This is a genomic window from Microbacterium esteraromaticum (genome assembly GCF_017303215.1).
GTDB classification, from domain to species: Bacteria; Actinomycetota; Actinomycetes; order Actinomycetales; family Microbacteriaceae; genus Microbacterium; species Microbacterium esteraromaticum_C.
Map to the genome: position 1 here is coordinate 388983 of NZ_JAEMWU010000001.1, position 21402 is coordinate 410384.

General features: G+C 66.6%; 22 protein-coding genes and 2 tRNA genes. 19 read left to right on the forward strand and 5 right to left on the reverse strand.

Features of this window, described 5'->3' with window-relative positions; all coding sequences use genetic code 11:
- Nucleotides 1–333 precede the first annotated feature (333 nt).
- From dnaN to JF543_RS01850, 6 genes are all read left to right on the forward strand, one after another.
- On the forward strand, nt 334–1476 hold the full coding sequence (gene dnaN, locus JF543_RS01825; protein WP_179409574.1) for a DNA polymerase III subunit beta: 1143 nt from the start codon (nt 334–336) through the stop codon (nt 1474–1476).
- Between the two features lie 63 nt (nt 1477–1539).
- Nucleotides 1540–2724 carry a DNA replication/repair protein RecF gene (gene recF, locus JF543_RS01830; protein ID WP_206822568.1) on the forward strand — a complete coding sequence of 395 codons (1185 nt, stop codon included), beginning with the start codon at nt 1540–1542 and terminating at the stop codon, nt 2722–2724.
- A complete protein-coding gene (locus JF543_RS01835) occupies nt 2711–3202 on the forward strand; it encodes a DUF721 domain-containing protein (protein WP_179409572.1) in 492 nt (163 codons plus the stop codon). Before recF ends, JF543_RS01835 begins: the two co-directional genes overlap by 14 nt.
- Nucleotides 3203–3321: 119 nt before the next feature.
- A complete protein-coding gene (gene gyrB / locus JF543_RS01840) occupies nt 3322–5370 on the forward strand; it encodes a DNA topoisomerase (ATP-hydrolyzing) subunit B (protein WP_206822569.1) in 2049 nt (682 codons plus the stop codon).
- Nucleotides 5371–5413: 43 nt separating this feature from the next.
- Nucleotides 5414–7975 (forward strand): DNA gyrase subunit A, encoded by a 2562-nt coding sequence (gyrA, locus tag JF543_RS01845; RefSeq protein WP_206822570.1) that lies wholly within the window; start codon nt 5414–5416, stop codon nt 7973–7975.
- A 20-nt stretch (nt 7976–7995) separates the two neighbouring features.
- A complete protein-coding gene (locus JF543_RS01850) occupies nt 7996–8400 on the forward strand; it encodes a DUF3566 domain-containing protein (protein WP_179409569.1) in 405 nt (134 codons plus the stop codon).
- 58 nt (nt 8401–8458) lie between these two features.
- Here JF543_RS01850 and JF543_RS01855 read toward each other — a convergent pair whose 3' ends face one another.
- On the reverse strand, nt 8459–9172 hold the full coding sequence (locus tag JF543_RS01855) for a VIT1/CCC1 transporter family protein (protein ID WP_206550876.1): 714 nt from the start codon (nt 9170–9172) through the stop codon (nt 8459–8461).
- Between the two features lie 117 nt (nt 9173–9289).
- On the opposite strand from JF543_RS01855, the gene JF543_RS01860 reads away from it, so the two are divergent.
- From JF543_RS01860 to JF543_RS01895, 8 genes are all read left to right on the forward strand, one after another.
- The gene (locus JF543_RS01860; protein ID WP_206822571.1) at nt 9290–10615 is read left to right on the forward strand and encodes a sensor histidine kinase; all 1326 of its coding nucleotides are present in this window, start codon (nt 9290–9292) and stop codon (nt 10613–10615) included.
- Nucleotides 10603–11274 (forward strand): response regulator, encoded by a 672-nt coding sequence (locus JF543_RS01865; protein WP_179409566.1) that lies wholly within the window; start codon nt 10603–10605, stop codon nt 11272–11274. Before JF543_RS01860 ends, JF543_RS01865 begins: the two co-directional genes overlap by 13 nt.
- On the forward strand, nt 11274–12071 hold the full coding sequence (locus JF543_RS01870) for a DUF4097 family beta strand repeat-containing protein (RefSeq protein ID WP_206821392.1): 798 nt from the start codon (nt 11274–11276) through the stop codon (nt 12069–12071). The genes JF543_RS01865 and JF543_RS01870 overlap by 1 nt, the downstream gene beginning before the upstream one ends.
- A gap of 110 nt (nt 12072–12181) precedes the next feature.
- Nucleotides 12182–12255 (forward strand) — tRNA-Ile (locus tag JF543_RS01875).
- Between the two features lie 37 nt (nt 12256–12292).
- Nucleotides 12293–12365, forward strand: a tRNA-Ala gene (locus tag JF543_RS01880).
- A gap of 211 nt (nt 12366–12576) precedes the next feature.
- Entirely contained in the window at nt 12577–13422 is an 846-nt protein-coding gene (locus JF543_RS01885; protein WP_206821391.1) for a universal stress protein, read from the forward strand.
- Between the two features lie 43 nt (nt 13423–13465).
- Nucleotides 13466–13894 (forward strand): NUDIX hydrolase, encoded by a 429-nt coding sequence (locus JF543_RS01890; RefSeq protein ID WP_206821390.1) that lies wholly within the window; start codon nt 13466–13468, stop codon nt 13892–13894.
- A 37-nt stretch (nt 13895–13931) separates the two neighbouring features.
- On the forward strand, nt 13932–15116 hold the full coding sequence (locus tag JF543_RS01895) for an amidohydrolase family protein (RefSeq protein ID WP_206822572.1): 1185 nt from the start codon (nt 13932–13934) through the stop codon (nt 15114–15116).
- A 9-nt stretch (nt 15117–15125) separates the two neighbouring features.
- Here the strand turns inward: JF543_RS01895 and JF543_RS01900 are convergent, their stop codons facing one another.
- Nucleotides 15126–15575, reverse strand: coding sequence for an aminoacyl-tRNA deacylase (locus tag JF543_RS01900; protein WP_347401306.1), 450 nt, complete (start codon nt 15573–15575; stop codon nt 15126–15128).
- A gap of 20 nt (nt 15576–15595) precedes the next feature.
- On the reverse strand, nt 15596–16084 hold the full coding sequence (locus JF543_RS01905; RefSeq protein ID WP_179409548.1) for a DNA helicase: 489 nt from the start codon (nt 16082–16084) through the stop codon (nt 15596–15598).
- Between the two features lie 137 nt (nt 16085–16221).
- Between JF543_RS01905 and JF543_RS01910 the strand changes: the two genes are divergently transcribed.
- Nucleotides 16222–16779 (forward strand): peptidylprolyl isomerase, encoded by a 558-nt coding sequence (locus tag JF543_RS01910; protein WP_179409547.1) that lies wholly within the window; start codon nt 16222–16224, stop codon nt 16777–16779.
- Between the two features lie 21 nt (nt 16780–16800).
- The gene (locus tag JF543_RS01915) at nt 16801–17688 is read left to right on the forward strand and encodes a rhomboid family intramembrane serine protease (protein WP_179409546.1); all 888 of its coding nucleotides are present in this window, start codon (nt 16801–16803) and stop codon (nt 17686–17688) included.
- A 174-nt stretch (nt 17689–17862) separates the two neighbouring features.
- On the opposite strand, the gene JF543_RS01920 is transcribed toward JF543_RS01915, so the two are convergent.
- Nucleotides 17863–18102 carry a cell division protein CrgA gene (locus tag JF543_RS01920; RefSeq protein WP_179409545.1) on the reverse strand — a complete coding sequence of 80 codons (240 nt, stop codon included), beginning with the start codon at nt 18100–18102 and terminating at the stop codon, nt 17863–17865.
- A gap of 36 nt (nt 18103–18138) precedes the next feature.
- On the opposite strand from JF543_RS01920, the gene JF543_RS01925 reads away from it, so the two are divergent.
- From JF543_RS01925 to JF543_RS01935, 3 genes are read left to right on the forward strand one after another with little or no spacing between them, the layout of a single operon-like run.
- Nucleotides 18139–18951, forward strand: coding sequence for a class E sortase (locus JF543_RS01925; RefSeq protein ID WP_206822573.1), 813 nt, complete (start codon nt 18139–18141; stop codon nt 18949–18951).
- A complete protein-coding gene (locus JF543_RS01930; protein ID WP_179409543.1) occupies nt 18951–19106 on the forward strand; it encodes a hypothetical protein in 156 nt (51 codons plus the stop codon). The genes JF543_RS01925 and JF543_RS01930 overlap by 1 nt, the downstream gene beginning before the upstream one ends.
- A complete protein-coding gene (locus JF543_RS01935) occupies nt 19103–19708 on the forward strand; it encodes an anthranilate synthase component II (RefSeq protein WP_206822574.1) in 606 nt (201 codons plus the stop codon). Before JF543_RS01930 ends, JF543_RS01935 begins: the two co-directional genes overlap by 4 nt.
- On the opposite strand, the gene pknB is transcribed toward JF543_RS01935, so the two are convergent.
- Nucleotides 19687–21303 (reverse strand): Stk1 family PASTA domain-containing Ser/Thr kinase, encoded by a 1617-nt coding sequence (gene pknB / locus JF543_RS01940; protein ID WP_242519495.1) that lies wholly within the window; start codon nt 21301–21303, stop codon nt 19687–19689. The two genes, JF543_RS01935 and pknB, sit on opposite strands and share 22 nt — an antisense overlap.
- Between the last annotated feature and the right edge of the window lie 99 nt (nt 21304–21402).

Below are 21402 nucleotides of genomic sequence, written 5' to 3' on the forward strand. Positions count from 1 at the left end.
GATGCCCGTTTCGCAACGCACTGTGGATAACTCGAGCTCGAGGCCTCAGACCGGGTTCCCCCGAATCCCGCGGATTCCTCAGCGTTTCCACAAGTCACACGGCTGTAGTTTCCTACTCTCGAGCGCTATCCACCGAGTTATCCACAGAATCCACAGTTGTTAACACCGTTAAGAGATTTTCAGTGAATTCAGGTGGTTCGATCACCGGACGGATGTGGACAGATCCCTCGAGCCGCTCGCAGAACGGTAGCGTCACGCCGACAGCGTGCGGCTAGCATGGGATGGCTTGCGGTGGGCCCACCGCAAGCGCAGATGTGCAACGAGGGAGCGCCCGTGAGGTTTCAGGTCAACCGCGATGTGTTCAGCGAGGCTGTGTCCTTCGTCGTCAAGCTGCTTCCGCAGCGCAATCCGCAGCCGATCCTCGCGGGAGTGCTGATCGAGGCGAACGAGAACGGACTCACGCTCTCGGCCTTCGACTACGAAGCATCCGCGCGCACCACGATCGAGGCGACAGTCGATGAGCCGGGCACGATCCTCGTGCACGGGCGCCTGCTCTCCGACATCGCGAGTCGGCTTCCGAACGCTCCCATCCAGATCGCTGTCGAGGAGGATGGCGGCATCGCCGTCACCTGCGGGTCTGCCCGCTTCACGCTGGCATCCATGCCGGTAGAGGAATATCCCTCGATCCCCGAAGTCGCTGGTGCAACGGGTGTCGTTCCCGCCGAAGAATTCGGCACCGCGATCGCTCAGGTCGCCTTCGCCGCCTCGCGCGACGATGTCACACCCGTGCTCACCGGTGTGCAGCTCGAGGTCTCGGGACAGACGCTCAGCCTGGTCGCGACCGACCGCTACCGCGTCTCGCTGCGCGACGTCCCGTGGGACGGCGCCGAGGCAGAGCAGACCGCGCTCGTTCCGGCGCGTACCCTGACCGAGGTCGGCAAGACCTTTGCGCACGCCGGCACGATCGAGATCTCGTTCTCGGGTGGCGGCGATCGCGAGATCATCGCGTTCACGGCGGGCAACAAGACCGTCACTTCGTTGCTGATCAAGGGCAACTTCCCGCCGGTCCGGCGACTGTTCCCCGAGCAGACCGACCACTACGCCGTGATCAACACCGCCGACCTCGTCGAGGCCGTCCGCCGTGTTGCCCTCGTGCTCGATCGGTCGGCCCCGCTGCGTTTCACCTTCAGCAGCGACAGCGTGACGATGGATGCCTCGGGCAGCGAGCAGGCACGGGCATCCGAATCGGTGGACGCGCACCTCAACGGCGGCGACGAGGTCACGCTCGGTCTGAACCCGCAGTACCTCCTCGAGGCGCTCGGTGCCGTCAAGAGCGAGTTCACGCGTGTGACGTTCACCTCGAGCGACAACGCCAACAAGCTCAGCCCCGTGCTGGTCACCAGCCAGACCTCGGTCGACCAGGCGGGTCTTGACTCGTTCAAGTACCTGCTGCAGCCGAACCTGCTGCTGCGCTGAGGCCTCGAGCCCGCCCAACGATTCCGCCGGGCCGATGTCGGTCGCCGAAGGTAGGCTGATGCGGTGATTGTGGAGCACCTGAACCTGGTCGATTTCCGCAATTACGCGACCGCCGACCTCACACTGCATCGCGGCCCGAACGTGCTCGTCGGCAGCAACGGGCAGGGAAAGACCAACCTCGCCGAGGCGATCGTCTTTCTCGCGACGCTCGGGTCCCACCGGGTGTCATCGGATGCGCCAATGGTGCGAGATGACAAGGATTTCGCCGTTGTGCGCGCCCGGCTGGTGCATGGAAAGCGCACCGTTCTTGTCGAAGTGCAGATCAATCGACAGGGGTCCAACCGGGCTCGCATCAACGGGTCGCCGTCGAAGACCAATGAACTGCCGCGCTACGCGCACGTCGTGCTGTTCGCCCCGGAGGATCTGCAGATCGTGCGCGGTGACCCGTCGGCCCGTCGACGCTTCGCCGATCAGCTGCTGATCCAGCGCACCCCGCGCATGGCCGGTGTGATCGCCGACTACGACCGGGTGCTGCGCCAGCGAACGGCGCTGCTGAAATCCGCTCGTGCACGCGGTGTGCGTGGCGAAGGGCTGAGCACCCTCGACGTGTGGGACGACAAACTGGTCGCGCTGGGTTCCGAGATCATCCATGCGCGGCTGCGCCTCGCCGCGGATCTGCGCGGTCCATTGGCCGAGGCGTATGCGGCCATCGCCGGGGCCGATCACCAGCCCGAACTCGAGTGGGCGCTGTCGGTGCGCGGCGCGGATCCGGATGCTGACGATTCCGCGGCCGATGCACCGGCATCCGACGATGGCGACATCCCGACCATGTTCCGCGCCGCGCTGCAGCAGCGCCGCGCGAAAGAGATCGAGCGGGGTCTCACCCTGGTCGGCCCGCACCGCGATGACCTGCTGCTGCGGGTACGCGATCTGCCGGTGAAGGGGTACGCCTCGCACGGCGAGTCGTGGTCGGTGGCGCTCGCCCTACGGCTCTCGTCTGCGGAGTTGCTGCGTTCCGAGTCCCCGGCCGGCGATCCGGTGCTCATCCTCGATGATGTCTTCGCCGAGCTCGATGCCGACCGCAGGCGTCGCCTGGCGACGTTGACCGCCGGATACGAGCAGGTGATCGTCACCGCCGCGGTCGAAGCCGACATCCCCGAAGCGTTGCACCGTCACGTGGTGCGGATCAGCGCCGGCACGATCACCGATGAGAGGGACACAGACGAGAAGGAGGATGCCGATGACTGATCCGCAACCCCCGGAGACGGTCGCCACCTATCTGCGCCTGCGCGGACTCAAGCCGAGTTCGACGAACTGGAAGCGCAAGAAGCGTCTCGTCGTCGATGATGACAACGCCCCGTTCACGAAGGGGCGGGATCCGGGAACGCTCGGCGACGTTCTCGCCAAGCTCACGCGCGATTCGGGCTGGGAGAAGACGCTCGCCGCCGAGGATCTCGTACGCCAGTGGGCCGAATTGGCCGGGGCAGACACTGCCAAGCACTCCGAACCGGTGTCGCTCGAGCGCGGGGTACTCACAGTGAAGTGCGATTCGACGGCGTGGGCGAAGAACCTGCAGTTCATGCGCGCGGTCATCATGACCGAGATCACGAATCGGTATCCGGATGCCGGTGTGCAGAACCTGCGGTTCATCGGACCGGACGTTCCGTCGTGGAAGTGGGGACCGCGGGTGGTGCCCGGACGCGGCCCACGGGACACCTACGGGTAGGGCATCACGCGCGCACCCTCAAGCGCTCAGAACGCCCCACACGGCCTTAGAGCCGCATCTCGATGCTCGAAACCCGCTAGAATGGCAGCGACCTTTCGAAGTGTGGAGATCTACCTCTGATGACGTCTGAAACACCTGCCGACGACAACGAGCGCTCGACGAACCCCGAGACCGCGAACGGGCAGGCGCCCAGCGATTACGGCGCGGATTCGATCCAGATCCTCGAGGGGCTGGAGGCCGTCCGCAAGCGTCCCGGTATGTACATCGGTTCGACGGGTCCTCGAGGCCTGCACCACCTGGTGTACGAGATCGTCGACAACTCGGTCGATGAGGCGCTGGCGGGCTATGCCGATCGCATCCGCGTCACCCTGCTCGCCGACGGTGGCGTGCGTGTGGTCGACAACGGTCGCGGTATTCCCGTCGATCCGCACTCCTCCGACCCCACGAAGTCGACCGTCGAGGTCGTACTCACGATCCTGCACGCCGGCGGCAAGTTCGGTGGCGGCGCCTACGCCGTGTCGGGTGGTCTGCACGGTGTCGGGTCGTCGGTCGTGAACGCGCTCTCGACCCGTTTCGAGGTCGAGGTCAAGCAGAAGGGCTACGTCTGGCGGCACAGCTTCGCCGATGGTGGCACCCCGCAGCAGTCGCTCGAGCAGGGCGAGGCGACCGACGAGACCGGAACCACGATCACGTTCTGGCCGGATGCTGAGATCTTCACCGAGACCGTCGAGTTTGACTACGACACGCTGCGCACGCGCTTCCAGCAGATGGCGTTCCTCAACAAGGGGCTCCGCATCTCGCTCAGCGACGAGCGTCCGGCATCCGCCTACGAGGTCGAGGAAGAGGGCGCGCTCATCAGCAAGCAGCCGTCCGATGACTTCCTCTACGAGCGCGGTCTGGTCGACTACGTCGAGTACCTGAACAAGGTGCGCAAGGCCGAGCCGGTCAGCGAAGAGATCATCGACTTCGAGGCCGAGGACACCGAACGCAAGATCTCGCTCGAGGTCGCCATGCAGTGGACGACCTCGTACAACGAGAACGTCTTCACGTACGCCAACACGATCAACACGCACGAGGGTGGAACCCACGAAGAGGGATTCCGCGCTGCGCTCACGAGCCTGGTCAACCGCTACGCGCGGGCGAACAACCTGCTCAAAGAGAAGGACGACAACCTCTCGGGTGATGACGTGCGCGAGGGACTGACGGCGGTCATCTCGATCAAGCTCGGCGAGCCGCAGTTCGAGGGGCAGACCAAGACCAAGCTCGGCAACACCGAGGCGAAGACGTTCGTGCAGAAGATCGTCAACGAGCAGCTCGGCGACTGGCTCGACCGCAACCCGGCGCAGGCCAAGAACGTCATCCGCAAGGCGATCGATGCGGCGACGGCGCGTCTCGCCGCACGTAAGGCGCGCGAGACCGCACGCCGCAAGAGCGTGTTCGAGTCGGCGGCGATGCCCGACAAGCTCAAGGACTGCACCAGCAAGGACCCGTCGATCAGCGAGATCTTCCTCGTCGAGGGTGACTCTGCAGGCGGTTCGGCCGTGCAGGGTCGCGACCCGCACACGCAGGCGATTCTGGCGCTGCGCGGCAAGATCCTGAACGTCGAGCGCGCGCGACTCGACAAGGCGCTGGCCAATAAAGAAGTCCAGGCGATGATCCAGGCCTTCGGCACGGGCATCGGTGAGGACTTCGACATCGAGAAGGCCCGGTACCACAAGATCGTCCTGATGGCGGATGCTGACGTGGACGGCCAGCACATCACGACGCTGCTGCTGACGATGCTGTTCCGCTACATGCGCGGGCTCATCGAGGCGGGCTTCGTGTATCTCGCGATGCCGCCGCTGTACCGCCTGAAGTGGACCAATTCGCCCCACGAGTACGTGTACTCGGATGAGGAGCGCGATGCGCTGATGGCCTACGGGCAGGAGAACGGCAAGCGCCTGCCGAAGGATGCCGGCATCCAGCGCTACAAGGGTCTCGGCGAGATGAACGCCAAGGAACTCTGGGAGACCACGATGGACCACACCACGCGCACGCTGCGTCAGGTGTCCATCGACGACGCGGCCACGGCCGGTGAGATCTTCAGCGTGCTGATGGGTGAGGACGTCGAGTCTCGACGCACTTTCATCCAGCGCAACGCCAAGGATGTCCGCTTCCTCGACATCTGAGCGCGTCGCCTCGTACGTGAACGACCGGAACTGAAAGACACTCATGACTGACGAAGAACGCCCCGAGCCGGCCCACGAGCACGGCCGCATCAACCAGGTCGACCTGCAGGCCGAGATGCAGCGCAGCTATCTTGACTACGCCATGGCTGTCATCGTCGGTCGTGCGCTGCCCGACGTGCGCGACGGACTCAAGCCCGTGCACCGCCGCGTGATCTACGGCATGTACGACGGCGGATTCCGCCCCGACAAGTCGTTCTCGAAGTGCGCGCGTGTGGTCGGCGAAGTGATGGGTCAGTATCACCCGCACGGTGACTCGGCGATCTACGACACCCTCGTGCGTCTGGTGCAGCCGTGGTCGCTGCGCTACCCGCTGGCGCTCGGCCAGGGGAACTTCGGCTCCCCCGGCAACATGGGCGCTGCCGCGCCCCGGTACACCGAGACCAAGATGGCTCCGCTCGCGCTCGAGATGGTGCGAGACATCGAAGAGGAGACCGTCGACTTCTCGCCGAACTACGACGGGCAGACGCAGGAGCCCGACGTACTGCCGGCGCGGTTCCCGAACCTGCTGGTCAACGGCTCGATCGGTATCGCGGTCGGCATGGCGACGAACATCCCGCCGCACAACCTGCGTGAGGTCTCGGCCGCCGCGCTGTGGGCACTCGACAACGCCGGAATCAGCCGCGAGGAGTTGCTCGAGGGCCTGATCCAGCGCATTCCCGGCCCGGACTTCCCGACCGGCGCGCAGATCCTCGGCACCAAGGGCATCCACGAGGCGTACCGCACCGGACGCGGGTCGATCACGATGCGCGCCGTCGTCGAGATCGAAGAGATTCAGGGGCGCACGTGCCTGGTCATCACCGAGCTGCCGTACCAGGTCAACCCCGACAACCTCGCGGTGAAGATCGGTGAGCTGGCTCGCGACGGCAAGATCACCGGCATCGCCGACATCCGTGACGAGTCCTCGGACCGCACCGGACAGCGCCTGGTCGTCGTGCTCAAGCGCGACGCGGTCGCGAAGGTCGTGCTGAACAACCTGTACAAGCACACCCAGCTGCAGGACAATTTCGGTGCCAACATGCTGGCGATCGTCGACGGCGTCCCGCGCACGCTGGCCCTCGACGGCTTCATCACGCACTGGCTCGACCACCAGCTCGACGTGATCGTGCGCCGCACGATGTACCGCCTGCGCAAGGCAGAAGAGCGCATGCACATCCTGCAGGCATTCCTGAAGGCGCTCGACGCGCTCGACGAGGTCATCGCGCTCATCCGTCGCTCGCCCACGGTCGCCGAGGCGAACGAGGGGCTGCGCGAGCTGCTGACCATCGACGAGAAGCAGGCGGATGCCATTCTGCTGATGCAGCTGCGTCGTCTCGCGGCGATGGAGCGCCAGAAGATCATCGACGAGGCCACCGAGCTCGAGGCGAAGATCGTCGACTACAAGGACATCATCGCCACCGAGGCCCGCCAGCGCGACATCGTGCGCACCGAGCTCACCGAGATCGTCGACCGTTTCGGCGACGAGCGCCGCACGCACATCCTGCACGGCTTCGACGGCGACATGTCGATGGAAGACCTCATCCCCGTGGAAGAGATGGTCGTCACCGTCACCCGCGAGGGCTACATCAAGCGCACGCGCAGCGACAACTACCGGTCGCAGCACCGCGGTGGCAAGGGCGTGAAGGGTGCGCAGCTGCGCGCCGACGACCTGGTCGAGCACTTCTTCGTCACCACCACGCACCACTGGCTGCTGTTCTTCACCGACAAGGGCCGCGTGTACCGCACGAAGACCTACGAGGTGCCCGAGGCCGGCCGCGACGCGAAGGGCCAGCACGTGGCGAACCTGCTCGCGCTTCAGCCGGACGAGAAGATCGCCCAGGTGCTCGCCGTGCGCGACTACGAGGCCAAGGAATACCTGGTGCTCGCCACCCACGACGGTCTGGTGAAGAAGACGCGCCTCAGCGACTACGACACCAACCGCCAGGGCGGCGTGATCGCCATTCGCCTGCGCGAGAACGACGAGCTGGTCAGCGCCAAGCTGGTCGACGCCGACGAGGACATCCTGCTGATCAGCGCCAAGGGCATGTCGGTGCGTTTCCACGCCACCGACGATGCGCTGCGCCCGATGGGCCGCGCGACCGAGGGTGTGCGGGGTATGAAGTTCAAGGATGACCAGGATCACCTGCTGTCAGCATCCATCGTCGACGAGGACTCGTACGTGTTCACCGTCACCGACGGTGGCTACGCCAAGCGCACCTCGGTGTCGGAGTACAAGGTGCAAAAGCGCGGCGGAACCGGCATCAAGGTCGCCAAGCTGAGCGACGAGCGGGGCGAACTCGCGGGTGGTCTGATCGTCTCTGAGGACGACGAGGTCTTGGTGGTTCTGTCCAGCGGCAAGGTGGTACGCTCTGCCGTGGCCGAGGTGCCCGCCAAGGGTCGCGACACCATGGGAGTGGTGTTCGCCCGCATGACGAACGGGGATCGCATCCTCGCCGTCGCCCGCAACAGCGAGCGGGTGGTCGCCGAAGACGACAACGAGGGCGAGGCACCCGAAGCCCCGAGCCCCGAGACCCCCGAAGCCCCGAGCCCCGAGACCCCCGAAGCCTGATCTGAAGAGAGCAACGACACATGAGCACAGTCGCGGACAAGCTGGCGAAGAAGTCCACCCGCAAGACCGCCGGCAAGCAGGTTCGCCTGCGCCTGGTCTACGTGGACTTCTGGTCTGCCGTGAAGCTGTCGTTCCTCGGGGCGGTCGCCCTGGCGATCGTGACCATGGTGTCGTTCTTCTTGATCTTCATGGTGCTGCAGGCGACGAATGTCATCGCGCAGGCGGGTGAGATCCTCACGACACTCACCGACGGCAGCGTCGACCTCGAGAGCCTGCTGGGTCTGCCGCAGGTGATGGCCTTCGGCGCGGTCGTGTCGATCCTGAACCTGATCGTGTTCACGGTGCTGGGCGCCGTGATCGCCGGTATCTACAACCTCGCGGTCAAGGTGACCGGCGGTTTGCTCGTCGGCTTCATGTCGAACTGACGCAGCGGGGTTGAACCCCGCCGCGGGAGTAAACCCGCCGAGCCGGCGACTTCGGGGGTCAGACGACTCCGGTCGTACCCAGCAGGGTACCGATGACCCAGGTGACCAGCAGCGCCAATGCGCCTCCGACCACCAGGCGCACGGTTGCTCGCACCGGTGAGGCGCCACCCACCTTCGCCGAGATCACCCCGGTGAACGCGAGGGCGAGCAGCACCGCGACGAAGGTCACGGGCACGCGCAGTTCGGGTGGCGGAAGCAGGATCGCCAGCAGCGGCAGCAGCGCGCCGATGGTGAACGAGATGGCTGACGAGATCGCCGCGTGCCACGGGTTCACCAGATCATGCTGATCGATACCCAGTTCGATGTCGAGGTGCGCCGCGAGAGCATCGTGCTCGGTGAGCTCGGTGGCCACCTGACGGGCCGTGCTCTCGCTGAGACCGCGCTGGCGGTACAGCTCGGTGAGCTCATCGAGCTCCTGCTCGGGCATGGTGCGCAGCTCTTCGCGCTCCTTGGCGATCAGTGCACGCTCGCTGTCGCGCTGGCTGCTGACCGACACGTACTCGCCGAGGGCCATCGAGATGGCTCCACCGACCAGGCCGGCGATTCCCGCGATCAACAGCGGCGCCGAGTCCGTCGACGCGCCGGCGACACCGACCACGAGGGATGCCACCGAGACGATGCCGTCGTTCGCGCCGAGCACTCCGGCGCGCAACCAGTTCAGTTTCTGACCGAGACCTGCTCCGTGCGGCTCGGCGGGATGCGTAGCGCTCATGCCCCCATGATGGCCGAGTTCGGCCCCGATCACAGCCCGAAGGGTAGGGAAAACCCGAATGGGGCTCTCGGGCTGGCCCCGTGTCGGGAAATGACGAACGACCGTAGCGTTGTTGACATGACCACGAATCCGTCTCCCCCGCCGCCACCGGTGCCGTCGGTTCCCCCGGCACCCGCACCGCCCGTGGCCGATGCCCAGGCCAAGGACGGCAACACGCCACCGTTGCGTCTTCTGCTCACCATCCTTGAGCTGGCCGCTCTCGGTGCCATCGGCACCGGGGTCATCAGTGTGCTGGCGGGCGCTCTCGGCGTCGGTGTCGGGCTGTTGTTCGCCTTCGGTATCGGAGCGATCGTTCTCGTGGGTGTGGTGTACGGCCTGTTCGGCGTCGCCTGGTTCGAAGTGCGTCGCGTGAGCACGCTGTACGACATCGACCTGCCTGATCTGAGATGGCGCGCGTTCGCCAAGCCCGGTTTCAGCGGCTGGCTCGGATCTCTCGCACGGCAGTCGATCAGCGGCCCGATGTGGCGCGCGGTCGCGAACTTCACGCTCGCCTGCATCGCAGGTTCGCTGGTGATCCGCCTGTTCGGGGGCATGATCTGGTCAGCGTTCTTCGCGTTGTCGCCCTTGACCGGACAGGACACCACCCCGGGGCCGTTCGGTGCAGTGATCCACTCCGCATGGGCGCCGTTCGTCGGCATCCTCGGTGTACTCGCGGCGGGCGCCGCGATCGTCGGCCTGGCGTTGCTGCATCGCGTCATCAGCCGTGCTCTGGTGGTTCCCAACCGTGAGGCCGAGCTGACCGCGCAGGTGCGCACGTCCAGCGCGCAGCGCGCGGGCGCGGTGCGCGCCGCCGAAGTGGAACGCACCCGCATCGAACGTGACCTGCATGATGGCGTCCAGCCCCGGCTCGTATCGGTGGGCATGACCCTCGGCCTGGCACAGCAGAAGATCGACAATGATCCCGCCGCGGCCAAGGAGCTGATCGGCGAGGCACACACCTCGACGAAGGCTGCGATTACTGAACTGCGGCAGCTGGCCCGTGGCATCCACACCTCAGTGCTGGACGATCGCGGACTCGACGCGGCGCTGTCGGCGCTGGCGGGGCGCTCACACATCCCCGTGCATCTCGACGTGCGTATCGAGCCGGGTGCGGTGGGCGGATGCCGGGACGCCGAGGCGGCCGTGTACTTCGCGATCGCCGAGTCGTTGACCAACGCCGCCAAGCATTCGCGCGCCAGCGAGTGCCGTGTCGTGGTGCGTAGTCGAGACAACGGTCTGTGGGCCCGTGTCGAGGACAACGGACTGGGTGGTGCCCAGGTGCAGCCCGGTGGTGGCCTCGACGGCATCACCAACCGGGTGCTGGCGGCCGGCGGAACGTTCCGCCTGGAGAGCCCCGCGGGCGGTCCGACGAGCTTGGAGGTGACGGTGCCATGCGCATCCTGATCTGCGAGGACTCCGTGCTGTTGCGTGAGGGGCTGGTACGTCTGCTCGAAGACGCCGGTCACGAGGTGGTCGCGGCCCTGCCCGACACCGACGGACTGATGGATGCCGTTGTCGAGACCGCACCCGATCTGTGCATTCTCGATGTGCGCCTGCCGCCGTCGTTCACCGACGAGGGCATCCGTGCGGCTCTGGCGCTGCGCGCCGGGCATCCGACGCTCCCCTTGCTCGTGCTCTCGCAGTATGTCGAGGAGCGGTACGCGAGCGAGCTGATCGCCGCGCAGGGTGGCGCGCTCGGGTACCTGCTCAAGGATCGTGTCGCCGACGTCGGTGACTTCGTGGGATCGGTGGAGCGGATCGCGGCGGGCGCAACCGAGCTGGATCCCGAGGTGGTCGCGCAGCTGCTGACGCGTCGCAATCGCGACGAGCGGATGCTGCGGCTGACCGAACGGGAGCGCACGGTGCTTGCGCTTATCGCCGAGGGCAAGTCGAACGGCGCGATTGCCGGATTGCTCTTCCTCAGCGAGGCGAGCGTCGAGAAGCACATCACGTCGATCTTCCAGAAGCTCGGGCTCGACCCTGCGGACGGCAACCGTCGGGTGCTGGCGGCGCTCGCGCACATCGACAACACGAACAATGGCAAGGAACAGGGAGGCCAGTGATGGCGAGCAAAGCGGTGACGATCGTGCTGGCCGTGGTCGGTGGAGTGGTGCTGATCAGCGGCGGGACCATGGCTGCGGTCGCAGCAGTGGGTGCCATGGCACCGGTGTCGGAGGTCAGGGACGTCGACATCAGCGGAGTACAGGGACTGGATGCCACGGTCGATGCGGCTGGCCTGACCATTGAGTTCTACGACGGCGACGACGCACGTTTGCGTGCGGATGAGGGATCCACGGATGGGTGGACGCTGCGCACGCGCGGCGAAGAGCTCGTGGTGCGCACCCCACAACCGTCGTGGCTCGGGTGGCTCTCGCCGGACTGGCTGCGCGGAGACTGGTTTGATGGTGGTGACCAGGTGACCCTGCTGTTGCCGGAGACGCTGAAGGGCATCGACGCCGATCTCACACTCAACGCCGGTGCGCTGTTCGCCAATGGGGACTTCGATGAGATCGAGGCGCAGGTCAATGCGGGACGTATGGAACTGCTCGGTTCAGCCGAATCGTTGGACCTCTCGCTGAACGCCGGTGCCGGTAGTGTCGAGCTCGAGGGCGTCGATGAGGCGGGCTTCGACGTGGCTGCAGGGCGGATCGATGCCGAGTTGACCGGAACCGCACCTTCCGAGGTGACGATCGATGTGTCGGCGGGCGATGTGACGCTGACGCTTCCGCGAGGCGACTACGACGTCCGCCAGGACGTGTCGGCGGGAGACCTGAGCAGTGAACTGCGTCAGGACCCGGACAGCACGAACCGGGTGCGGGTCTCGATTTCGGCGGGTTCGGTGAACCTCCACGAGGGGTGATCAGTGACGGGCGCGCCGCGGGTTTCGACTCGCGGCGCGCCCGGGATTCATCCTCTCGGCGTCCGATTGGATTTCTCCCGTGTTCTTCGGGTAAAGTCTTCAAGGTTGACGGGGCTATAGCTCAGGCGGTTAGAGCGCTTCACTGATAATGAAGAGGTCCCAGGTTCAAGTCCTGGTAGCCCCACTCCGTTCGCGGAATCCCCGCGGTGACCGTGCCGCATGGGGCCTTAGCTCAGTTGGTAGAGCGCTGCCTTTGCAAGGCAGATGTCAGGAGTTCGAATCTCCTAGGCTCCACAGTAGAAACCCCCGTGCTTTGCACGGGGGTTTCTTCGTTTACGACGCCCGTCCCACACCCGAGGCGGGTTATAGGCCCCCGAGGCAGACGGTCGAAGAACCCGGCGCCGAGTATCTCGCCGCTAACTGATCGCCTGATATCCACGGGCGTACGGCGCCCGGAATCCCCGCGGAATCAATAGAGTGGAAGTCCTCGCGGATGGAGACGGAAATGACCGAGAAGATCGTCGTCGGAGTCACTGGGGCCTCAGGCAGCCGCCGTGCTGTCGATTGGGCCGCGGCACGTGCAGTGGCACGCAAGCAGCAGCTCGAACTGATCAACGTCGTCGGTGGTGCCGTCGGCATGATCGGTGAAGGAGCCGTGCTGCAGGCCGCCAGAGAGGCCGCGGACGAACTGCTCCGCGAAGAGGCCGAGCGGATCGCATCCGATGGTCTCACCGTCACCACGCGCATCGAGACCGGCGACCCGGTTCACACGCTCATCGACGCGTCCAAGGACGCCGCCCTGCTCGTGATCGGCAGCGACTACCAGGGGCCGGGGCAGGGTCCTGCCCGTGGTTCGCACGGTATCCGCATCGCGGCCGCGTCGTCGAGCCCGGTCGTCGTCGTCCCCGACTTCGACATCACCGGGGAGCGCTCCGGTGTCGTCGTCGCGGTCGACGGCTCCCCCGTCTCGGAATCGGCCATCGCCTTCGCCGCCGCCGAGGCCGACCGACTCGGCGAGCCGCTCACCGCGCTGATCGTATGGACGCCCATCGCGGTACCCCGCAACGCGCTGATGGTGATGCCGCAGGCCTACCGTGAGGGCATGGAGCAGAGCGCCCGTGAGGCGCTGTCGCTCTCGTTGGCCGGCCTGCGTTCGCAGTACCCGGGTCTCGAGATCGAAGAGGCCGTCGCTGAGGGCTTCCCGTCGGTGATCATCAACGAGCTCGCCGAGAGCGCGCACCTCACGGTCGTCGGCAGCCGCGGTCACGGTGCCGTGCGTCGCTTCCTGCTGGGCTCGATCAGCCACGAGGTGCTGCAGCGACTCGCGACGGTGACCGCCGTCGTGCGCTGATCGCTGATCGACAGGTGATCGATCCGCGCACTACTGTGAACAGATGGATCTGCGGGTAGCGGCGTACGGCGTCGTCACGGACGATGCCGGTCGCGTCCTGTTGGCGCGGTGGGTCGAGGGCCGTCGCGTCGCATGGACGATGCCCGGCGGAGGCCTCGAGGCGGGCGAGGATCCCGAACTCGCCGTGCGCCGGGAACTGCGCGAAGAGACCGGTTTCGATATCGAGCCGACCGAACTGCTCGGCATCCACTCCCGGGTGATTCCCGCGTCACGGCGTGTGCGCCGAGACGACATGGACACGCCGCTGCACACCCTGCGCATCGTCTACCGCGCCAGGATCATCGGAGGCACCCTGCGCTTCGAGAAGAACGGCTCGACCGATATGGCGGCCTGGTTCACTCTCGACGAGGTCGCCGAACTGCAGCGCGTCCGGCTCGTCGACACGGCGCTGCGGATGGCGCAGATCCTCTGAAGCGACTCCCGCGCCCGCCGTGCCGCAAGATGGTGGGATGCACTCGTCGTTGCTCGCCGTATCCGCCGTCCGCAACATCCGCCCGTGGGGCGGTGACCGAAGCGACATCCTCATCGAGAACGGCCTGATCACCGCCGTCGTTCCCGCCGAAGACCGCGCGCCCGCGCACGGAGAGATCGACGGCCGGGGCATGCTCGCCCTGCCCGGGCTCGTGAACGCGCACGCCCACGTCGACAAGTCGTGGTGGGGTCGCCCGTGGCAGTCCTACGGTGGCGAGCCGGGCACCGACGGACGGATCCGCCATGAGCGCGCCCGCCGCGACGAGTTGGGCATTCCCAGCGTCGAGACCACCGCCCAGGTGCTCGAACAGTTCGCGCGGCACGGCACCACCGCCATGCGCACGCACGTCGACGTCGACACGGGCATCGGGCTGCGCGGCATCGACGCCGTGCGCGAGGCCGTAGCGGCGTACCAGGGGGCGTTGGCGTGCGAGATCGTCGCGTTTCCGCAGGACGGAGTGCTGCGCAGGCCGGGAGTGCTCGAGCTGCTCGCCGACGCCGCGCGCGCCGGCGTGGAGCACATCGGTGGTCTTGATCCGGCGGGCATCGACCGTGACCCGGTGGGGCAGATCGATGCGATCTTCGCGCTGGCGGATGAGCACGGGTGTGGCCTGGACATCCACCTGCACGACGGTGGGTCGCTCGGGGCGTTCCAGTTCGACCTGATTCTGGATCGGACGCAGCGCCTCGGTCTGCAGGGCAGGGTCAATATCGCGCACGGCTTCGCCATCGTCGAGGTGGATGCTGTCCGCCGCCGCGATCTGCTGCACACGATGGCCGAACTCGACGTGACGATGACGACCGTCGCACCGGTGCGGATGCCGCAGCTGAGCGTGCACGAGTTCGATGACGCCGGCGTGCGCTACGGACTCGGTACCGACGGCATCCGCGATCTGTGGAGTCCCTACGGAACGGGGGACGTGATGGGCATTGCGTGGCAGCACGCGCGCGGCGGAGGAATCGTGCGTGACGAGGACCTGCGGCGCGTGGTCGAACTGGCGACGTCGGCCGCCGCTCCGTTCGCGGGCGTGGAGCGCGCTGATCTCACGCCGGGATCGCGCGCGGATGTGGTTCTGGTCGACGCCGAGAACCCGATGGATGCCCTGGTGCGCGTCGTTCCGCGCGAGATCGTCATCGGCGCCGGGCGTGTACTGCACGGTTGACGACCGAGATCACTCCGGGACGGAGATGTCGGCGATCGTCGCGTCGTAGGCGCGCACGAGGGCATCCGCGTCGACGAACAGGCTGAAGCCGTGACTTCCGGCGCCCATCGCGACCCGGCGGCCGAGCACCGTCTCGTCGACGTACACGGGCCAGTCGACCGTGCTGCCGATCGGGACGATCGTGCCGCGTTCATAGCCGGTCGCGGCCAGTGCGAGGTCGGGTTCCGGCAACCGAAGCCGGTTGACGCCGACGACGGCGCGCAGCTTCGGCCACGAGATCGACCTGCCGCCGGGCACCAACGCGAACAAGTACGTGTCGTCCGACTTCTTGACCACCAGGGTCTTCACGATGTCGGACGGCGTGAGTCCGAGCAGGTCAGCGGCCTCGTGCAGACTGCGCGCGTCAGGCCGCTCGCGGATCTCGATCTCGAGACCGCGAGCGGTCGCAGCGTCGCGCACCCTGCGGTGCGGATCGGATGTCACACGTTGGGCGGCGACAGCGGGTCGTCAGCGACCCACAGCTCATCATCGGCACGCAGCGCCTGCCATGCGGCGACGACAACGCCCACGGCGGCAGCGGCACCGAGCACGATGGCGATGACCGAACCGAGGCCCAGACCCTTCTTCTCGGGCACGGCCACGGGGACGGGCCGACCGGTCAGCACGTGCCGCTTCTGATTCGCGACATCCCATGCCGAAAGGGCGGTGCCGACGACGCCGCCGACGATCGGGACGACCCGCTCATCGACGACCTTCTTGCCGCGGTTCACCGTCGGAGCGACGTGGCGCTCGTAGGAGTCATGCATCGCGGGCACGACCTGCTCACGGTTGAAGTTGCCGAGCTGGCGTCCGGCCTCGCGTGCGATGTCTGCGGCATCGGCCACGAGAACCTGCTGCGATTCCCAGAGTCGGCCGGCGTTCTTCTGAAGCTGGCGCAGTTCTTTCTTGCGCTTACGGCTGAGGTTCACGTTGCTCTCCCGTCGGTCGGAGTCCGTTCAGCACTCATCTAACCAGAACAGACTGAACGACAGCACAGTCTTGTGGATGTGCTGTAGGCGTACACGATACGCGGCTTGTTCAAGAGTCGCTCTGAGACAATGGAGCCATGGCTCACGCTTCTCACGTCGCAACCCTGCACACCAACCACGGTGACATCGTCATCAACCTGTTCGGCGACCACGCGCCCAACACGGTCGCGAACTTCGTCGGCCTCGCCGATGGGTCGAAGGACTGGACCGACCCCGCCACGGGCAAGCCCGGTGAAGGTCCCCTGTACAAGGACGTCATCTTCCACCGCATCATCCCGAACTTCATGATTCAGGGCGGTGACCCGCTCGGCCAGGGCATCGGCGGCCCCGGCTACAACTTCAACGACGAGATCCACCCCGAGCTGAACTTCAACGCTCCGTACATCCTCGCCATGGCCAACGCCGGCCTGCGTCGCAACGCGATCACCGGTCAGGCCGAGGGCACCAACGGCTCGCAGTTCTTCATCACCACCGACCCGACGCCGTGGCTGATGGGCAAGCACACCATCTTCGGCGAGGTCGCCGATGACGCCTCGAAGGCCGTCGTCGACGCGATCTCGGCCGTTCCCACCGGTGCCGGCGACCGCCCGGTCGAGCCGGTCGTGCTGCAGTCGATCGACATCGTCGCGGCCTGACGAGAGCACGAGCCGATCCGGATGACCTCGCCAGACCTCACGCAGAACCGCGAGAATTTCTGCTACCGGCATCCGGATCGGCAGAGCTTCGTGCTCTGTCAGCGATGCATGCGCACGATCTGCCCCGAGTGCCAGACCCAGGCACCGGTCGGTGTGATCTGTCCGGAATGCATGAAGGCCGAGCGCAAGGCGCGCACGCCCGCCCAGCGCCGGGCGCAGCGCCGCTGGGGCGGATCGATCGCCGCTGACGGGCGTCCACTCGTCACCTACGCGATCATCGCCGTCACCGCGGCGGTCAGCCTGCTGCAGATGGTTCCGGTCATCGGCGGCTACATCCAACGCGCGCTCATCTTCGCCCCGGCCTTTCTCTACCCCGACCTGTCGGGTGCCCCGTTCGAGCCGTGGCGCATGCTCACCGCGATGCTGCTGCACGGCGGCTTCATCCACCTCGGTCTGAACATGCTCGCGCTGTGGATGCTGGGCCGGTCGCTCGAACCGATGCTGGGGCGCTGGCGCTTTCTGAGCCTGTACCTCATCAGCGGGTTCGGTGGCTCTGTCGCCGTCGCATGCCTGGCGCCCAACACGCTGACCGTCGGTGCATCGGGTGGCGTCTTCGGTCTGATGGCCGCGCTGCTGATCATCGGTCGCCACATCGGTGCCAACGTCACGGGCATCCTCGTCGTGCTCGGCATCAACTTCGCGTTCGGACTGTTCGTCGGCGGCATCTCGTGGCAGGCACACCTGGGTGGTGCCCTCGTCGGTGCCGCCGTGGCCTACATCTTCACGCGCACGCGGCAGCGGCAGCAGCGCACCGCACAGATCTGGCTGCTGGTGGCGCTGGTCGTCGTGCTGATCGGGATCACCGCGTTCGTGCCGCCGGCGTTGATCGCCGCGGGCGTCTTCCGCTGAGTCCTGCGCGGCATCCGCAGGTTTTACACGGAGTTATCCACAGGACTCTCCACAGATGGGGAGAATTACACCGGTGTTATTCACAGTTCTCCCCCGTTGTTAACAACTTTCTGGGGATAGCACGAGGCCCCCTCACGTTCGTGAGGGGGCCTCGTGTCAAGAAGCGGATGCTGGTCAGCGCCAGCGTGTGGTCATCAGGAAGCCGATCAGCGCGATACCCAGGCCGATGCCGAGGTTCCAGGCGTCGAGGCCGGGGATCGGAAAGCGCGAACCTGAGATGTAGTACACCAGGATCCAGATGAGCCCGAGCAGCATGAAGCCGACCATGACGGGCTTGAACCAGACAGCGTTGGGGGCCTCATCGGTGCCCTCGGGGCGGTCGACGGGCTCTTCGGGTACGCGGGATCGTGCCATGCGAGTCAGTCTAGCCCGGGTGAATAGACTTTCCCTATGCACGAACACGGCTCCTCGCGCCGATCGAGCCGCGCAGCGCGCCGATCGCGCCCGAGGGCGACCTTCACGAGCGTCCTCGGCGAGCTGCTGCTGACGGCCGGCACGCTCGTGCTGCTGTTCGTCGCCTGGCAGATGTGGATCGGCGACATCATCATCGGCGCCGAGAACAACGCCAAGGGCGCCGAGCTGTCGCAGGAATGGGCGGCCGTTCCGGCCCCCGAGCCGCCGCCCGCCATCGAGCAGGACGGCGAGCTTGTCTACGAGCCGCCCGTGCTGCCCCACCCGGACGACGCCGAGATCTTCGCGAACATGCTCATCCCCCGGTTCGGCGACGATTACAACGTGCACATCGCCGGCGGCACCAGCCGCGCCCGCACCCTCGACACGATCGGCATCGGGCTCTACGAGCAGTCGAAGATGCCCGGTGAGGTGGGCAACTTCTCACTGGCCGGTCATCGCACCACGTGGGGCATGCCGTTCAACAAGGTCGACAAGCTCAAGCTGGACGACGCGATCGTGGTCGAGACGCCCGAGGGCTGGTTCACGTACCGTTTCCGCACTCTCCAGTACGTCACGCCCACCCAGGTGGATGTGCTGCTGGACGTGCCCCAGATGCCCGAGCTCGACACCGACGAGCGCTACATCACCCTCACCGCGTGCTCACCGCTGTACTCGCTCGCCGAGCGCATCGTCGCCTACGGCGTGTTCGAGTCGTTCCAGCCGAGGGCCGAGGGCCCGCCGGCATCACTGGCATCGGTCGAGGCGGCGACGCCGTCGGCCGGAGCCGCACCGTCCGAAGGAGTCCGCTGATGTACGCCGCCCTGTGGCGCCTGCTGCCCGGCCCGTGGTGGGTGCGGCTGCTGATCGTACTGATCGTGCTCGCCGCCGTGCTGTACGCCCTGTTCTTCCACGTCTTCCCGTGGGTGAGCCCGTACATCCTGCCCGAAGAGGTCGACCTGGCATGAGCGTGCGCGTGCTGGTCGTCGACAACCACGACAGCTTCGTGCACACCCTCATCGGATACCTGCGCGAACTCGGCGCGGACGTCACGATGGTCGAGGCCGATGCGTCCGACGCCGACTGGCCGGCGCTGCTCGGTGCACACGATGCGGTGATGATCTCACCCGGGCCCGGCACACCCGCCGACGCCGGTGCATCCGTCGCCGTCGTAAGGCTGGCGGCAGACCGGCGGATGCCCCTGCTCGGCGTCTGCCTCGGACACCAGGCGATCGGCGAGGCATTCGGCGCAACCGTGGCACGCGCCCCCGAACTGATGCACGGGATGGTGTCGCACGTCACTCACGACGGTTCGGCGCTGTTCACGGGCATCCGATCGCCCTTCGACGCCGGGCGCTACCACTCGCTCGCTCTCGCGGATCTGCCGGCGACGCTGGGCGTCACCGCGCGCGCCGAGCACGGCACCGTGATGGCCGTCGCTCACGAGGAGCTACCGATCGTCGGCGTGCAGTTCCACCCCGAGAGCGTGCTTACCGAAAGCGGGCATCGGATGCTGCAGAACTGGCTGTCAGGGGTCGCCGCGTCGACTCACTCGCCGGCGACGCAGTGACGCAGCTCGACGGTCGAGTTGATCGGCACCTCGCCCGGGGCCTCTGACATCGAGACCACCACGCCCGGGACCTGACCGTCCGAGCACGTGCCCAACTCGACGGGCGCAGCCGTCAGGCCGAGCTTCTCGAGCTGGCGGGTGGCGGCATCCAGTGACCAGCCGGTCATGTCTTCGATGGTGACCCGGCCATTGGCGACCACGAGATCGACGACGGTGTCAGGAGCCACCTCTGCTTCGGGCTCGACGCTCGCGCTCAGCACGATTCCTGCCCCGGTGTCGGGGTCGTTCTGCTGTCGTACCGTGCCCAGGGTGAGGCCGGCATCGGTGAGCGCCTTGGTCGCGGCGTCTTGCGTGAGTCCCTCGATGCTCGGCATCGTCACGGTGTCGGCGCCGGTGGAGACGTAGACGATCACCGTGGTGCCTTCGTCGACCTTCTCGCCGCCGGCGGGCTGCGTGCGGATCACGTTGCCCTCGTCGACGTCGGTGCTCGCCTCATCACGCAGGTCGGCGACCAGACCCTCGTCCGTGAGCGCCTCTTCAGCCTCGCTCGAGGTCAGGTTCGCCACGCTCGGCACGGTCACCGTGGTGGTCGGCACCTCCTTCGGAGCACTCGCCAGGCTGATCACCCAGAACAGCACCGAGATCAGCAGTACGGCCAGCAGAGCGACGCCGGCCCAGATCCACGCGACCGGCGGGCCGGACTGCGTGCGGGTCATGGTGGCATCGGTGCTCAGCTGACGCAGCGACCGCGCGGTCTCCTGGGCCTGGCGCGGGCTGGGGCCGTACAGCTCGCTGGTCAGCGCCCCGATGTCCTTCTTGGTGGGTGCGTAGCCGGCGGCGACCTCCTTCAGCGCGGCCCGGAACGAGCCCGCGTCGGGAAAGCGCTGGTACGGGTCCTTCGCCAGGGCGCGCAGCACGATGGCATCCAATACCCGGGGCAACGCCTCGTTCAGCTCGCTCGGTGGCTCGGGCGTCTCGCTGACGTGCTGGTAGGCGACCGCCACCGGCGAGTCGCCGCGGAACGGCTGGCGCCCGGTGAGCAGCTCGTAGAGCACCACGCCGGCGGAGTACAGGTCGGTGCGCGCATCGACCGACTCGCCCTTGGCCTGCTCGGGCGAGAAGTACGCTGCCGTGCCGATGATCTGCGTGGTCTCGGCGACCGTCGACGACGAGTCCGACACGGCACGCGCGATGCCGAAGTCCATCACCTTCACGGCACCGGTGGTCGTCACCATCACGTTGCCCGGCTTGATGTCGCGGTGCACGACGCCGGCGCGGTGCGAGTAGTCGAGAGCCTCGAGGATGCCGTCGGTGTACCGGATGGCGTCGGCGACGGGCACCGGTCCGTCAGCGATCAGATCCTTCAGCAACGTGCCGTGCACGAGCTCCATGACGATGTACGGCTCTGCCTGGGCGCCCGGGTCACCGGCGTCGTACACGCGCACGATAGACGGATGCGACATGCGCGACGCCGCCTGCGCTTCAAGACGGAACCGTGTGCGGAACGCGGCGTCACGAGCGAGATCGGGGTCGAGGATCTTGATCGCGACATCGCGCCCGAGGGTCAGGTCGTAGCCACGATGAACCTTCGCCATGCCGCCCTGGCCGATGACCTCGTCCACTCGGTAGCGGCCCGCGATGATGCGCGGCTCTGTCGACACAGATGACCCTCTCTCGGTGCTGTCTGATTCGCT

What these genes read in the sequence shown, in the direction of transcription:
- JF543_RS01865 (WP_179409566.1), top strand. Translation starts at nt 10,603, where the DNA reads ATGCGCATCCTGATCTGCGAGGACTCCGTGCTGTTGCGTGAGGGGCTG.
- JF543_RS01930 (WP_179409543.1), top strand. Translation starts at nt 18,951, where the DNA reads ATGTACGCCGCCCTGTGGCGCCTGCTGCCCGGCCCGTGGTGGGTGCGG.
- JF543_RS01925 (WP_206822573.1), top strand. Translation starts at nt 18,139, where the DNA reads ATGCACGAACACGGCTCCTCGCGCCGATCGAGCCGCGCAGCGCGCCGA.
- JF543_RS01895 (WP_206822572.1), top strand. Translation starts at nt 13,932, where the DNA reads ATGCACTCGTCGTTGCTCGCCGTATCCGCCGTCCGCAACATCCGCCCG.
- JF543_RS01860 (WP_206822571.1), top strand. Translation starts at nt 9,290, where the DNA reads ATGACCACGAATCCGTCTCCCCCGCCGCCACCGGTGCCGTCGGTTCCC.
- JF543_RS01885 (WP_206821391.1), top strand. Translation starts at nt 12,577, where the DNA reads ATGACCGAGAAGATCGTCGTCGGAGTCACTGGGGCCTCAGGCAGCCGC.
- JF543_RS01835 (WP_179409572.1), top strand. Translation starts at nt 2,711, where the DNA reads ATGCCGATGACTGATCCGCAACCCCCGGAGACGGTCGCCACCTATCTG.
- JF543_RS01850 (WP_179409569.1), top strand. Translation starts at nt 7,996, where the DNA reads ATGAGCACAGTCGCGGACAAGCTGGCGAAGAAGTCCACCCGCAAGACC.
- JF543_RS01915 (WP_179409546.1), top strand. Translation starts at nt 16,801, where the DNA reads ATGACCTCGCCAGACCTCACGCAGAACCGCGAGAATTTCTGCTACCGG.
- JF543_RS01910 (WP_179409547.1), top strand. Translation starts at nt 16,222, where the DNA reads ATGGCTCACGCTTCTCACGTCGCAACCCTGCACACCAACCACGGTGAC.
- pknB (WP_242519495.1), bottom strand. Translation starts at nt 21,303, where the DNA reads ATGGCGAAGGTTCATCGTGGCTACGACCTGACCCTCGGGCGCGATGTC.
- JF543_RS01855 (WP_206550876.1), bottom strand. Translation starts at nt 9,172, where the DNA reads ATGAGCGCTACGCATCCCGCCGAGCCGCACGGAGCAGGTCTCGGTCAG.
- JF543_RS01920 (WP_179409545.1), bottom strand. Translation starts at nt 18,102, where the DNA reads ATGGCACGATCCCGCGTACCCGAAGAGCCCGTCGACCGCCCCGAGGGC.
- JF543_RS01935 (WP_206822574.1), top strand. Translation starts at nt 19,103, where the DNA reads ATGAGCGTGCGCGTGCTGGTCGTCGACAACCACGACAGCTTCGTGCAC.
- JF543_RS01890 (WP_206821390.1), top strand. Translation starts at nt 13,466, where the DNA reads ATGGATCTGCGGGTAGCGGCGTACGGCGTCGTCACGGACGATGCCGGT.
- JF543_RS01870 (WP_206821392.1), top strand. Translation starts at nt 11,274, where the DNA reads ATGGCGAGCAAAGCGGTGACGATCGTGCTGGCCGTGGTCGGTGGAGTG.
- gyrB (WP_206822569.1), top strand. Translation starts at nt 3,322, where the DNA reads ATGACGTCTGAAACACCTGCCGACGACAACGAGCGCTCGACGAACCCC.
- gyrA (WP_206822570.1), top strand. Translation starts at nt 5,414, where the DNA reads ATGACTGACGAAGAACGCCCCGAGCCGGCCCACGAGCACGGCCGCATC.